This window comes from Intestinibaculum porci (assembly GCF_003925875.1).
Classification (GTDB): Bacteria; Bacillota_I; Bacilli_A; order Erysipelotrichales; family Coprobacillaceae; genus Intestinibaculum; species Intestinibaculum porci.
Map to the genome: position 1 here is coordinate 1,612,524 of NZ_AP019309.1, position 14,152 is coordinate 1,626,675.

Consider the following 14,152-nt stretch of genomic DNA (forward strand, 5'->3'; position numbering starts at 1 on the left):
TAGAAATGGCCAATTACGAAGGTTACAACTCGAACTTTGTGAATATGATGATGTGGAATCATGAATATCATGTTGAATATGAAATTCATGAGCATTTTTGTGTGATGTTGCACAACTTTAAAGGAACGCGCTATTTTGCCATGCCTTTTACATCACCGGATTATCTAAAAGAAGCCGTCGATTATATGGTTCAGTATGCGAAAGACAATCATTTTAATTTTATGATTGATTTTGCTGTTCCTTCTTTTATTGAAAATATGAAGAAGATTTATGGCGATCACTTTATGTTTGAACGTGAACGTGATCAGGATGATTATATTTATGATCGTCAAATGTTAGAAACGTTATCTGGAAAAAAGATGCAGAAGCGTCGTAATCACTACAAAAACTTTGTCAAAGATTATCCAAATCATGAATACCGCGCTTTATCCGTTGATCGTGATTTTAACCTGATCTTAGATTCTTTAACCCGCTGGGAAGATGATCAGGAAGCTTCAGAATCCTTATTATCAGAAGTTTATGCAATTCTTTATCTGCTTTCTAGTGATCATCTTTTAGATATTAAGATGGGAGGCATCTTTATTGATGGGGAACTGAAAGCTTTTACGATTGCCTCACCGCTCAATCATTCCACTATTCAAATGCATATTGAAAAAGCTGATAAAAATATCCGTGGTCTTTATCCCGCGATCTGTAAAGAATTTTTGGAACATGAATTTCCTGGCTTTCAGTATGTTAACCGTGAAGAGGATATGGGCTTAGACAATTTACGTCAGGCTAAAATGCAGCTGCATCCCTGTATGATGATTGAAAAATCACGTGTTTTCATCAATGACTCTTCAATGGCTATTGCCAATCGTGAAGATTTGGAAGATGTGAAAACTTTATGGTTAGATCGTTTTGAAGATGAGGATGAAGTGTCAACCGATTTCTACTTTACCCATGTCTATCCTCATGCCCAGACTTATATTATGCGTTTCCATAACCAGCTAGTCTGTGCCATTACGATTGAACATATGGCCATCAAAGATCACGAAAACAGCTACTATATTATGGGAGTAGCCACCAATCGGAAGTTTGAACATCAGGGCTGCATGAAAAAATTATTCCAGTATCTGCTTAAAGACTATCCAAATGATCGCCTCTATTTAACTGCATATCATCCTGACATTTATAAGTCTTTAGGCTTTAAGGAAACAGCTTATCTAAAACGCATTAAGCTGCAGAAAAGTGCTTATCGCGGCGAGACTGACATTAAGGTCATCTATGAGTTTAATCATTTAAGTGACTTATATCAGGATTATGTTCAAGACTTCGCTGAATATCGTTTGCGCGATGATGATTATTATGCACATTTTCTCATTCCGCGTACCGTTGCCTTTAAACAAAAAATGGCGACCTTCGCAAAAGATCATGAGCAGGTTGGTTATATGATTTATGAAGAAACGGAAGAGGAATTACATATTACCGAATTTATTTATGTCAAAGATGCTTTAAAAGATATTCTCACTTATTTAGCGAATACGTATAATAAACGTGTCATCATCGATAGCGATGAACAGGCTGATATTGAAGGCAAAAGTGAACTGATCAACGCTATGATGTGTAATCAGGATGAACATGATCCTCATAATTTTGTTAATGAAGTATATTGATAGGACTTTTACAAGTCCTATTTTTATTTCGGGAATATAAAAAATCCGTGAATGACTTGTGTTTATGAAGCGACATCTATATAATGAAATTGAAAATGGGGGACAAAACTACATGATTAGTAATGATTTAGCAGAATTACATGAAGAATGTGGTGTATTTGGTATCTATGGTGATCCCAATGCAGCACGCTTAACTTACTATGGCTTACATGCTCTCCAGCATCGTGGTCAGGAAGCTGCTGGTATTTGTGTCAAAAGACATCACCTGCATATTCATAAAGGTGAAGGTCTGGTAACGGAAGTTTTTAGCGCTGATAAAATTGACGAATTAGCAGGTGACGCAGCTATTGGTCATGTCCGTTATTCGACAGCCGGCGGAGGTGGTATTCTTAATGTACAGCCTTTCTTATTCAAAACCCTTGATGGTGATATGGGGATCTGCCATAACGGCAACCTCGTCAATGCCAATGTTTTAAAGAGAAAACTCGAAGATCAGGGTTCGATCTTTAATTCCCAGAGTGATACCGAAGTACTCGGTCACTTGATCAAACGTAACTATGGCCATTTCATTGATCGCTTATGCGCTTCATTACGTGAACTTGATGGCGCTTTTGCGTTTTTAGTGTTATTAGAAAGCGGCCTTTATGCAGCGCGTGATAAATATGGCTTACGTCCATTATCCATCGGTCAGCTGCCAAGCGGGGCATATGTACTCGCTTCTGAAACTTGCGCTTTTGATATCATTGGTGCAAAATTTGTCCGTGATGTTTTACCAGGCGAAGTGATCCGTATCCGTAAAGGTGAAATCAAATCTTGTTTCTATACCAGATCACCTAAAGACGTATCCGATCATTTATGTGCGATGGAATACATCTATTTCTCGCGCCCGGACTCAAACTTAGAAGGTATTAACGTTCATGCGGCGAGAAAACGTGCTGGAAAGGTCTTATTTGAAGAATCTCCAGCCGAGGCAGATGTCGTCATCGGGGTACCAGATTCATCATTATCTGCCGCTACAGGTTATGCTGAAGCTTCTGGCATTCCTTATGAAATGGGTCTTATCAAAAACAAATATGTCGGCCGTACCTTCATTCAGCCAACTCAGGAATTACGTGAATTAGGGGTCCGGATGAAATTATCGGCAGTGCATTCAATTGTTCAGGGCAAACGGGTGGTTATGGTTGATGACTCCATTGTCCGTGGGACAACGTCTAAACGAATCGTCGCTTTATTAAAAGAAGCCGGAGCGACCGAAGTGCATGTCCGCATTGCTTCACCAGCGATCAAATTCCCATGTTTCTATGGGGTGGATACATCAACACTTGAAGAACTGATTTCTCACCGTATGGATGTGGATGCCTTATGTGATTATATCCAGGCAGATTCATTAGCCTTCATTTCTGTCGAAGGTTTAAGTAAATCGGTTCGCGGAGAAAATGGGGATGCGTTATGCTGCTCATGCTTTACCGGTGATTATGTCACTAAACTGTATGACTCATTTGATAAAGCCAATAAAGATCGTAAGTAGAAAGGGAGAAATCCCTTTTTTTAATGGTCATTTATAGGTTGATCTGTCGGTTTACTCCCTTTTATATGACTTATAACTAATGATATTATAGAATGAATACTTTTAACCTAAATGTGATTGATTTCGTCTCAAAACTATGTCTATAATGAAGATGATCTAATAGAAGGGAGATTATTTTTTATGAACAGACAGGTTTTAAAAGCACAGGCCAAAGATGTTTTAAGAAATCATTACTGGCCCATGGTCGGCTTAAGCGTCTTATTAATGATTTTTGGCGGCGGCAGCGGTTCGGCCAATACCATCCGCGCAGTCTTCACCGATGACAACAGCATCGCCTTAGCGACGTATAGTACGATCGTGGGAATGTTAATAGGGGTATTTGTCGTGAATCCTTTAACGGTTGGTGTGAACCGTTATATGATCCGTATTTCACGCGGTGAACAGGCCCGTTTTGAAGATGTCATTTACGCGTTTCATCATAATTATTTCAATGTTGTGAAAATCATGCTGATGGAAGTTGTTTTTATCCTTTTGTGGAGTTTACTGCTTGTTATTCCTGGCATTTACAAAGCCTTTGAATACAGCATGATTCCTTATTTACTTGCGGAAGATAGCAGTTTATCGCAAAAAGAAGCTTTTGCGACAACAAAGCGGATCATGAGCGGTCATATTGGGGATTACTTTGTGTTGACGCTCTCCTTTTTCTTATGGTACTTCCTCGGCGCTTTAACTTTTGGTATTTTATACATTTTCTATGTTGTTCCGTATGTTAATTTAACGTATACACAGTTTTATTTATTACTTACTAAATTGCCAGAAGACAATACGTTTGTAAACATTAACAATCAAAATACTGATCTTTCTTAACAAGCAGGTGTTCCTGCTTTTTTTGGGTCTGTACTTTTTCCTATGGAGTAGGTTGTACACAATTAATTCCAAAATATTGAAATAAAAAGAGGTCTACCGTATGATAGTGACTGTATCTTGGCGGATATAAGTAACTAACAAGGAGACCTCAAATGGATTATACACAATTAGCTATTAACACTCAATCTAAAAATACAATCATTGATGATGGATATCTGAAGATTCCTAACACATTAACTGGGTTTATTAATACTGACACTGAAATTGAAGATGATCCTAAGAAAGCCGATCACAAGATCATTGTCTATAAGGGCATTCAGACTGTTTCGGATGAGGATAGAATTTGTGAGTGCTGTGGTGCTCACATGTACAAGAACATGATCTGCGCTCCTACAAGAATCAAGCACTTCAGCTACGGCCCAACAAGCACGGTTGTGGAAGTCAGCCTTAATCAGATGCAGTGTACAAATCCTGAATGTAATGCTACAAAGATGCAGGGTGTTCCATTCAAGGCAAAGCACCATCGCATTACTAAGGCTCTTGAAGAATTCATTGAAAAGCTCCTCGGCAGAGCCTCATTCACTCTTAAGAGCATCTCAGAGCTTACAGGAGTTGGTAAGAATATTGTTAAGGCCATTGACCTTAGAAGACTAAAGAGACTCTATACCGTTGATGGAAAAACTCTTAGAAAGCCGCAAAAGTTCTGCAAATACCTTGGAATTGATGAATTCAAGCTTCATAACGGCTACAAGTATGCCACTCACATCATTGATATGGAAACAGGAAATGTTCTCTGAATCGCTAGAGGAAAGTCTAAGCAGGTTGTCTATGACTTCATTGACTATGTCGGTGAGGAATGGATGGATCATGTTGAGGCCATCGGCTGTGACATGAACAGCGACTTTGAGGAAGCGTTTGAGGAAAGATGTACTCATATACAGCCTGTTTTTGACTACTTTCATATTGTAAAGAACATGAATGAAAAGCTGATCAATGAAATCAGAAAGGATGAGCAGGCACGTCTTATCGCTGAAGGAAATATGGAAGCTGCTAAGCATCTTAAGAAGTCTAAGCACGTTTTATGCTCAAAGAAGGCAACGCGTGACAGGAAGGATGAGGCTGCTCAGAAAGGCATTGTGAAGCAGAAGAAGTCAGATCTGTTTAACCTTCCAGAAATCAAGGCTATCGGTGGGTGGAACGATAAGTTTGATCTTCTTATTAAAGAAAATGAGCTGCTGTTCAAAGCTGATCTTATCAAAGAAAAGATAACAGCAGCCTATCAGGAAGATCATGAATGGAAAATGGCTAAACAGATTATTGAGATCATTGATCTATGCAATGAGACAAAGAATGAACATTTCATTTGGTTTGCTAATCTTCTTTCCAATCATTTTGAAGGTATCATAGCTCATGCAACAATCAAAATCACAAGTTCTAAAATTGAAGGAATTAACAACCGCATTAAGACAATACGTCGAATGGGTTATGGCTATCCTGATGATGAATATTTCTTCTTGAAAATCATTGATATGAGTCGAAGAAATCCGCTATAGGGAAATTAGCTATTCCATAGGAAAAGTGATTGAGCCCTTTTTTTTGGGAAAAGATAAAAAAGAATTGTGGATATTATATTGTTTTTATATAATATCATTAAGAAAATTACAAAAAAGGAGATTATCTATGAGATTTACAATCAATGGTGATGCGGATTGCCCATTAGCGCACATCAGCTTAGACAAAGGAGAAACCATTAAAATCGAACGCGGCGCCATGGCGTATATGGCGAATGTCGAAATTGTCGGCAAGATGAATTCTAAAAAGAAAGGCTTAGGCGGCATGTTAGGCGCGATTGGCCGCAGCTTGACAAGTGGCGAAAGCATGTTTATCACCCAGGCGCAGGGGACCGCTAACGGCGGTTATATCGGCGTGGCGCCAGCTATTCCTGGGGCGATCGCCAAACTGGAAGTTGGCACTAATCAGTATCGCCTCAATACAGGCGCTTTCTTAGCTTCTGATGATCAGGTCAATTATGTCATGAAACGTCAGGACTTAGGAAAAGCGTTCTTTGGCGGCACTGGTGGTTTATTTGTTATGGAAACGGAAGGTTCAGGTGATATTTTAGTCAATGCTTTTGGCGCTTTAGTATCGTTAGAAGTGACACCAGATACGCCATTAACAATCGATAATGAACATGTCGTGGCTTGGGATGCGGATTTAGATTACAACATTGAAATTGCCTCTGGCACTTTTGGTTTCACGACGGGTGAAGGATTAGTGAATACCTTCCATGGCCAGGGCAAAGTGCTGATTCAGACACGTAACTTACATAGCTTAGCGGATGCTTTAAGTCCATTCTTACCAGATAAGTCAAGCAATAGTTAAAAGAAATCCCTTTTGATAGGGATTTTTTCGTATTTCTAAAAAACTTATGTTACAATGGGAATGGTGATAACATGAAGAAAAAAGTAACTTTAGACAGTATCGAAAAACGGGGCTTTACCTCTTATGAAGAGGAAGTCGCCTATGTCCATAAACAAATGCAAGATGGCCTTCTTACGCCGATGAAAAGCAGCGCGACAAATGATCGCTATCCGCCTTTATATTTAAAATATTGGATGACAACAGAAGAAAAGCAAGATTACAGCGATGAATTAAATCATTTACATTATGCGCTTGATCCCACCTATTATTTATCTCATCAAAAAGAGTATGAAAAAGTGCGAAGTTTTGTATTAGCTTTACAACAGTATTTATCACGGCCGCACCAAAAGGGGAAAGTCAGTGCGCGCGAAGGGGCTTATGAAATTTTTGGCTATGAAAAAGTTTTCGATGAAAATAAGCATTTATTAGCACATCTAGGTTTAAGCTTAGAAGATTTAGATTTTTATGAAACAGTCGAACCGATTGCTTATTATACAAATGGATTATTTCAAAATGCTTTAATCGTGGAAAACAGCAGCCCTTATTTTACGATACGTGATTTACTTCTTCATCATCAGACCACTTTTTTAGGAGAAAGCTTTGATACGATTATTTATGGTGCTGGACACCGCATAGAATCGACGCTAAAAGAGGCAAAGCTCTCTTTTCTGCCATATGATTTAGAAAAGTGCCGTTTTTATTATTGCGGTGATATTGATTATGAAGGTTTAAGCATTTTTGACAATGCGCGTAAACTTCTGCCAATGAAGCCGTTTGATGCGATGTATCGCCTGATGCTTGATCATGCGACAAATCGCAAATTAACCTTGATGAAAGAAAAACAAACACAGCCATCAGATGATGTTTATACATGCTTTGCCCCGGATTTACGCAGCCGGATGCAAGAGGTGTTAAAAAGCGGTTATTATATTCCACAGGAAATGATCAACAGGAGGGACTTAGAAGATGCATCATGATGAATTAGAGCAGCGAATCTTAAGTGCGCTGCCTGCCTATGTCTTTTTTCATAATATCGATACCTATTTAAATACGACTGGCGCTGTGCCAGATCCGATGAAACTTGGCTGTGGCAGCGTAGATGAGGCTTATGAAATTGTCTTTTCGATCTTCTCGCTGATTGTAAAAAGAGAATTAGAAGAAGTGGATCTGACAATGGCAGAAATTGTCGATACGCTGAAAGACTTTTCCCTGCAAACAACTGAAACATTAAGCCTTAAAGAAATCGGCATTCGGATCGTTATTGAAATTCTGATGAATGGCTCAGCACCGATGATGCCTTATAATAGCGTCCGCATAAGTTTTATTACTTCGCAAAGCAGCACGGAAGAAAAGGGAAAAGTCATTTATAAACCGACTCAGCAGGGCTTAAAGTTCTATTTTTCTACCCATGAATATGAAGCATACTTAGAAAATCTCAATGGCATGCGTTTTGATTTAATGCTGCTAGAAGAAAAGATCAATGCCGGAGATTACAAAAGTGCGGTGCGTAATGCGCAGCGGATTTATGCAGCCATTGTTACACAGCATGCGATGATTGAAGATTTTTATGAGAAAATCGCCGCACAGCCTTTAGCGACAAATACCGATGAGATGTTTAAAGAGAAACGTGAAGTTGTCGATGCGCTTAATGATGCCAAGCAGCGCTTAGAAAAGATTATGAAACATGCAGATATGAAAATAGAAGGGCTTCAGCAGCTTAATGATGAGGAGAAAATGAATCAGTATGCGCCTGCCTTAAGAGAAATCAGTGATTTAAGTAATCGCTGTCTAAGTAAAGATGCCCAGACGATTGCCCTTTATATGGGCTTAGATGCCTACTGGCAGAAACAGGTTTTAGCGGCGGCCCAGGCCGATCATCCTCAGCGTTTTAGCGTTAGTGAATTGACCTCCGCATTACAAAGTGATAGTAATCCTATCAATTTAGAAGATCTCTTAAGCATCTTTATGATTAAGCCTTTACCGAAAACCTTTTCTTTATCACGCTTAGATGAAACAAAAGAAGAGAAGGTCACAAACGAAGAAGATTACGCGATGAAAAAGATGGAAGAACCAGTGGAAACCCAGCGCTATCGTTATGATGAGATCGCCAAGATTCTCCTAAGCTGGCTGCGTGATCACTTGGCGATCAAATCACCGCAGAAATTAAGTGAAATGATGCCCTATCCGCATGAGTTAGTTGCGCATAAAGAAGAAACCGGCGGGTGGGTTACATCCGTATTAATTGATCTGTATCAAAGCTGTAATGGCATGGATCATGACATGACCCCGCTTGATCGATTAGCGCAAGAAGTAGGATGTCCATCTTTCGTTATTACGGCTATTCAGGGGACATGTGCGACCCTAGATGGAGAATTAGATCATGATTTAATATTTGAGGTGAAACGATGAATAATAAAGAAATAGCCTATCAGGCTTTACGGCTGCTCACGAAACTTTTAGTAAGCAGAGATAAACAATTGAAGAAAAGCGATGATCCGGCCTTATTTTCTCTTTATAGGACAGAGTCTTTAGAAATGCGCGAATATGTCAATAGCTTAGCGATGGAAAATGACTGTGATGTCGTTGCTGGCGAAGAAGCCATTTACCTGATTCCCCATGAAAAGAACTTTAATTTGGTTTATACCAAAGCAGAGTTACGACAGGAACTCAAGTGCGCCGGGAATGAAGAGCAGTATGCCTTATCGATGGTGGCGATCTTAGTGCTTATCACAACGATGTATAGCGGGCAGTCACCAGCGAGCAGCCGGGTGCGTGAAGTCATTAGGCCGTCTTTCTGGGAAAGTGAAATCACCAAAACACTGACCCAGTTAGGAGAGACCAATCCGCAAATGAAAGCGTTAGGGGAAGCCTGGCAAGCCAAACCGAATGCGGAAAATAATAACGAGTTTAAACGGACAAAAGAGTATTTACTTAAATGTGTAATGAGCTTTTTAGAAAAAGAATCGTTAGCGATCTATCGTGAAGAGAGTGATACTTTGCAAGTAACGGAACGCTTAACGATTTTAGTGGATCGTTATTTGTTAAATGTCAATAACTTAGGACGCTTAGCGTCGATCATGAAAGGAGAGTATGAGGATGCCTAGAATTATTGCCCGACGTTTTGAAAACATTCACTGGGGTGAACGTGCGATCATTGATAATCTGATTGATTACGATCTTTACAATAATATCGAATGTCTCGCTAATGGCGGCGGGAAAACGGTACAGATCTTCTTGACGAACTGTCTGTTTACCCATCGTCGAAAACATAAATCTACTGGGGCGGGCTTTTCTTTCAGCTTAGCAGATTATTTCCAGGAAGGGCCGGTACCGGGCATCGTGATGGTAGAAGTCTTACTAGACCAGTCTCAAAAACGTTTATTAGTGGGAATGTTAGCCCATAAAGTGAATGGCAGCTTTGATCAGCATAACTTTCTTTATGCTTATAAAGATCCTGAAGATCCGATGGGGATTCGCCATATTCCGTTTATTCGGGAAAAGGATGGGGAAAATCATATTCTTTCCATGAGCAGCGCATTACGTTTACTTGAAGACCACCATATCCATGTTTATGATATGACCTCCAATAATGATGCCACCCGATATTATAAAGATCTGATGTCTTATAAGATTTCTCCTTCCCAATGGGAAGATATTGTCATGAAGATCAATGAAGGCGAAGGGGGAATTTCTAAGTTCTTTAAGGGGTTAGATGAACCCGCTATTATTCGTAACTGGCTTTTTAAAGTCATTGAACAAAAAATGAATGATCAGGACGTCGGTGAGGCAAGTATCCGTGATTATTTAGGTGATGCCTTCTATCGTTTATGTGAGAAAAGACGGCTGGTGGATCAGCATTTGAAAACAGAAAAGCAGTCCCAGGCTTTTATTGACACACTGCAAAGCCAAAGGGAGGCTTTTGCGGCAGAAAAAGCTGCCAGTGATCAAGTGAACCAAAAGGAAAATCAGTTAGAAAGCGAATTAGGGGCTTTATCTTCCGCATTAACGAAGCTTCACCAGCAATTACAGGAATTAGAAGTCAAAACCCAGGAAAAAAAGCAGGAGATCACCCATATTCACTGTGAGAAGGAATCACAGGATTATCATGATCAGGTGCATGATTTGGATAAACATAAAGAGGAATTAGCGTTATTAAAAGAAAACCTTAATCAAATCAATGATCAATTAGCTGCAGATACTTATGCTTTTGGTTTACAGGGCTATGCGAAAGCGTATCAGGCTTATTCAAAACAGGAAGCGATTGCGCAGGAATATACAAAGCTGTTAGAAGATTTAGGCAGTAATGAGCAGCAGCGTCATTTACGAGATCTAGGCTATTCTCTTAAAGTCAAAACGACGGCTTTGATACAAGAAATTGAAGAGACTTTACAAAAAGCCAAAGATCAGTATTTAGCATTACAAAAAGAAAACAGTCAGTTAGAAGACAAGAGAACATCAATAGACGAACAGATTCAAAAGCGAACAGCATCAACCGCTTCCTTAGCCTATAAAATTGAAGCTTATAAAAAGCAGGAGGAAAATCTATTAGGAGAGGTTTACGCTTTTAATATGATGGGGGAACATGAAGAGAAATTCTTTGAAAGCCAAAAAGAAGCTTCGAAAAAAGCGATCAAAGCTTTATCTTTACAGATTGATCAGTTCACGCAAAAAATAGAAGCTCATCAAAATCGATTAGAAACCATCAAATCAAACCAGGAGCAATTAAAAATTGAAGAAGGCTTAACAAAAGGACATTTAGCTGATGCAAAAGCGATCTGCGACGATGATCAAAAGATTATGGAAAACAGAGAAGCGCATTATCCCGATTTTGATCCTTTAGATGCAGAAGGAATCATCGCTTCTTTAGATGCCCATATCACGAAACGTGAAGAAGATATTGAAGAAAAGAGAAAAGACTTAGAAGCAAAACAAATTGCTTATGGACAGCTCTCTTCTTCCCTCAATAAAACACTGAGCGACTTTTTCACGCATCATGATATTCGTTTTATGTCAGGGATGGATTATTTACGCTCACAGGCAGATATTACTGATCTTATTACCCGTAATCCTTTATTAAGCTATGCTTTTGTCATTGATGATCGAGACTTCGATACCCTTAAGGCTTTAGATCTGCCAACGGTCTTAGAACCTGCGATCTTTATGAAGCGCAGCGCGATCGGGCAAAGTCATGATGTTTCTCTTAATGATGATACAATCATCTATGTCAATCGCGATGCTGCATTGCTCGATGAACAGCAGGTGGCTTTAAAGCGCGCTGCTTTAGAGCAAGCTATTGAAAATATCAAAGAGGATATCGTCCTTTTTAAAGACGAGATTAAAAGCGCCCAGGGAGTAAAACAGCGTTTATTACAGGAAGGGCTCAATCATCAGGTTTATGAAGAACATATTCATAAAGTTCATGATTTAGAAGATCTGCAGAAAAACATCATCACGCAGCTAAATGATTTATCAAAGCAGGCAGACACATTCAAATTAAAGCTAACAGATGAGGAAAAGACGTTAACAAGGGTAAATACACAAAAACAAGAGGCAGAAGCCTTCCACAAAGAGCTGCTCTTATTAGAAAAAGCGTATGCAGATTATCTGAATGATTATCATCAGTATCTTGATGATTGTCAGTTATTAGAAAATGCAAAGCAGGAAAAAGCGACATTGCAGCAAAAGTCAACAGCTTTACAGGAGACATTACAGAAAGTTTCTAATAAACAGATACGTTTAGAAGAACGTTTAAATCAAACCGATATTTCTCCTTATGTATCTTATCAGGAAGGAACCCTGATTGAAGCGTCTTATGAGCAGCTGCAGACAAGTTTTGAAGAATTAAAAGAAGCCTTAGGCAGTGATGAAAAGTATTATCATCGTATGCTTGATGATGCACATAAACAGATGGCAGAGCTGCAAAAGACTTTAGCGGAAGTTTTTGATCAATATCGGTTAAACAAAGAAGAAGCCTTAGCTACCCGTTTTGAAGAAACGCGTTATAAAGAATTAGAAAACAATGTTTATCTTGACAAGAAACAAATACGCACATTAGAAAATCGAATCAATATTCTTGATGGAAAAGTCTCTGTCAAAGCGCAAAACGTCGAAACCTTAAAAGCGCGGATTTTCAATCATTACCAGAGAATTCTGCCATTAGAGGAAATTTATGATCAGTTTAATGAACGTTTAGAAAAAGCCAATACCCTGTTAGGAAAGTATAAACAGGAAGCTGATGATAAGCATAAGCAGATCAGTACGATGACGTTAGCAGCGGCGTTATTAGAAAAAGAAGGTATTCATGCCTCAGAAATGGCATTGAGTAAGCAAAGTGATGCTTTACTTGAAATGAATGAAACAGATTTCAAGAAGCATGAGGATGATTTATTGGCAGATTATCATTATCAGAAAAAGCTGTTTGATATAAAACGTAAGGAAGTATCAAAAGCGCTCAATACAATGTCGGATGAACATTTAGATGTCTTTGCGAAAAATATGATAACCCAGTTACGACAAAGCCATGAGGAAAGTACGATTGAGCAGGCTTTAGAGAAACTGCACATGTTTATTGAAGTTATGCATAAGAAGTTATCGATCAATCAGAATTCTACGAAAGAATATCATCATGACGCGATGACACTGAATGATCGTATCTGTGATTACTTATCTCGCATTCATCAGGGACTCAATGAAATAGACCGGCATACGGCAATTGATTTTGGTGATCGGAAACGCAAGCTGATCACTATCGAAACAGCATCCTGGGAAGATAATAAAGCCCTCGTGGCGCATAAGATTGAAAACCTGTTAGAAGAGAAGTTAAAAGAATCTTTGACTTTTGATACTGATGAAGCTCTTAAACAGTTCAAGATGAAAGTCATTGAACCAACATATTTATATAATGAAACCTTAGGTATTGATTCCATCCGGCTGTATGCCTTAAAGATTGATCAGGATCATCAGCGTCGCTTCCGCTGGGATAGTTATCGTTCAGGCGCCGAAGGAACTGTCAGCTCAATGGCATTATTAGGTGCTTTATTATCATATTTAGGAACGGATCCATTAACCAGTGCGGCCAAACGGCCATGGTCCGTCCTCATTATGGATAATCCATTTGCGGAAATGGTTAATAATAACTTAGTGCGAGCGTTTTTAGAAGCGGCGAAGAGCCTGCATGTCCAGCTTATTCTCTTTACTGGTTCAACGCAGGAATCTATTATCAAGGAAGCGGATCGGGTGATTATTTCTCGCTTGAATCCTAGCGGCACGATTGCCATTGAAGAAATTCATAAAAAAAGTACGATTGAAGCAATTGGTTTAAACCAGCAAATGTCTTTATTTGACCTTTAATAAGAAGTTCAAAAGATGTTGATATTATCAAGATAAATTGGTTTATCAATCAAGAGCAAAATGATATATTTGTAAAGGAAACGCTTATATATTTGTATTATAACTAAATATACACATGTATAATTATCTAAAAGATAAAATTAAGTGTTGACATTTATATGATATCGATCTATGATGGTGTCGTTGAATAACTCAAGTAAATTCGTCGATGAGAAACACGTCATAAGTCAGACGACAGTAAGAGAGTCTGCGGTTGGTGCAAGCAGATCTGCAGGGGCTTATGGTATCGTCTCTAAGAAGCGGGCTGAATAGTAAGTAAGCTTAGCCGGGT

Annotated in this window: 10 protein-coding genes and 1 other annotated feature (1 of these 11 running past the window's edge); all 10 genes read left to right on the forward strand. The window is 39.0% G+C overall.

Features of this window, described 5'->3' with window-relative positions; translation table 11 throughout:
- Positions 1 to 5: 5 nt before the first annotated feature.
- The 10 genes from SG0102_RS07790 (at position 6) to SG0102_RS07835 (ending at position 13,821) form a co-directional block, all read left to right on the forward strand.
- Entirely contained in the window at positions 6 to 1,655 is a 1,650-nt protein-coding gene (locus tag SG0102_RS07790) for a GNAT family N-acetyltransferase (RefSeq protein ID WP_231999756.1), read from the forward strand.
- Between the two features lie 112 nt (positions 1,656 to 1,767).
- Complete coding sequence (gene purF, locus SG0102_RS07795; protein WP_125119418.1) at positions 1,768 to 3,183, forward strand: amidophosphoribosyltransferase; 1,416 nt, start codon at positions 1,768 to 1,770, stop codon at positions 3,181 to 3,183.
- Between the two features lie 180 nt (positions 3,184 to 3,363).
- Positions 3,364 to 4,050, forward strand: coding sequence for a DUF975 family protein (locus SG0102_RS07800; RefSeq protein ID WP_125119419.1), 687 nt, complete (start codon positions 3,364 to 3,366; stop codon positions 4,048 to 4,050).
- Between the two features lie 152 nt (positions 4,051 to 4,202).
- The gene (locus SG0102_RS07805; protein ID WP_125119420.1) at positions 4,203 to 4,847 is read left to right on the forward strand and encodes a transposase family protein; all 645 of its coding nucleotides are present in this window, start codon (positions 4,203 to 4,205) and stop codon (positions 4,845 to 4,847) included.
- The gene (locus SG0102_RS07810) at positions 4,848 to 5,603 is read left to right on the forward strand and encodes a transposase (protein WP_125119421.1); all 756 of its coding nucleotides are present in this window, start codon (positions 4,848 to 4,850) and stop codon (positions 5,601 to 5,603) included.
- Between the two features lie 127 nt (positions 5,604 to 5,730).
- Positions 5,731 to 6,432 (forward strand): TIGR00266 family protein, encoded by a 702-nt coding sequence (locus SG0102_RS07815; RefSeq protein ID WP_125119422.1) that lies wholly within the window; start codon positions 5,731 to 5,733, stop codon positions 6,430 to 6,432.
- 71 nt (positions 6,433 to 6,503) lie between these two features.
- Positions 6,504 to 7,448 (forward strand): Wadjet anti-phage system protein JetD domain-containing protein, encoded by a 945-nt coding sequence (locus SG0102_RS07820; RefSeq protein WP_125119423.1) that lies wholly within the window; start codon positions 6,504 to 6,506, stop codon positions 7,446 to 7,448.
- Positions 7,438 to 8,880 carry a hypothetical protein gene (locus tag SG0102_RS07825; protein ID WP_125119424.1) on the forward strand — a complete coding sequence of 481 codons (1,443 nt, stop codon included), beginning with the start codon at positions 7,438 to 7,440 and terminating at the stop codon, positions 8,878 to 8,880. The genes SG0102_RS07820 and SG0102_RS07825 overlap by 11 nt, the downstream gene beginning before the upstream one ends.
- On the forward strand, positions 8,877 to 9,575 hold the full coding sequence (locus SG0102_RS07830; protein WP_125119425.1) for a DUF6063 family protein: 699 nt from the start codon (positions 8,877 to 8,879) through the stop codon (positions 9,573 to 9,575). Before SG0102_RS07825 ends, SG0102_RS07830 begins: the two co-directional genes overlap by 4 nt.
- Positions 9,568 to 13,821 (forward strand): coiled-coil domain-containing protein, encoded by a 4,254-nt coding sequence (locus SG0102_RS07835; protein ID WP_125119426.1) that lies wholly within the window; start codon positions 9,568 to 9,570, stop codon positions 13,819 to 13,821. The genes SG0102_RS07830 and SG0102_RS07835 overlap by 8 nt, the downstream gene beginning before the upstream one ends.
- Positions 13,822 to 14,017: 196 nt before the next feature.
- Positions 14,018 to 14,152, forward strand: a binding site (T-box leader); it runs 92 nt beyond the window's last position.

What these genes read in the sequence shown, in the direction of transcription:
- purF (WP_125119418.1), top strand. Translation starts at nt 1,768, where the DNA reads ATGATTAGTAATGATTTAGCAGAATTACATGAAGAATGTGGTGTATTT.
- SG0102_RS07805 (WP_125119420.1), top strand. Translation starts at nt 4,203, where the DNA reads ATGGATTATACACAATTAGCTATTAACACTCAATCTAAAAATACAATC.
- SG0102_RS07830 (WP_125119425.1), top strand. Translation starts at nt 8,877, where the DNA reads ATGAATAATAAAGAAATAGCCTATCAGGCTTTACGGCTGCTCACGAAA.
- SG0102_RS07835 (WP_125119426.1), top strand. Translation starts at nt 9,568, where the DNA reads ATGCCTAGAATTATTGCCCGACGTTTTGAAAACATTCACTGGGGTGAA.
- SG0102_RS07815 (WP_125119422.1), top strand. Translation starts at nt 5,731, where the DNA reads ATGAGATTTACAATCAATGGTGATGCGGATTGCCCATTAGCGCACATC.
- SG0102_RS07825 (WP_125119424.1), top strand. Translation starts at nt 7,438, where the DNA reads ATGCATCATGATGAATTAGAGCAGCGAATCTTAAGTGCGCTGCCTGCC.
- SG0102_RS07800 (WP_125119419.1), top strand. Translation starts at nt 3,364, where the DNA reads ATGAACAGACAGGTTTTAAAAGCACAGGCCAAAGATGTTTTAAGAAAT.
- SG0102_RS07790 (WP_231999756.1), top strand. Translation starts at nt 6, where the DNA reads ATGGCCAATTACGAAGGTTACAACTCGAACTTTGTGAATATGATGATG.
- SG0102_RS07820 (WP_125119423.1), top strand. Translation starts at nt 6,504, where the DNA reads ATGAAGAAAAAAGTAACTTTAGACAGTATCGAAAAACGGGGCTTTACC.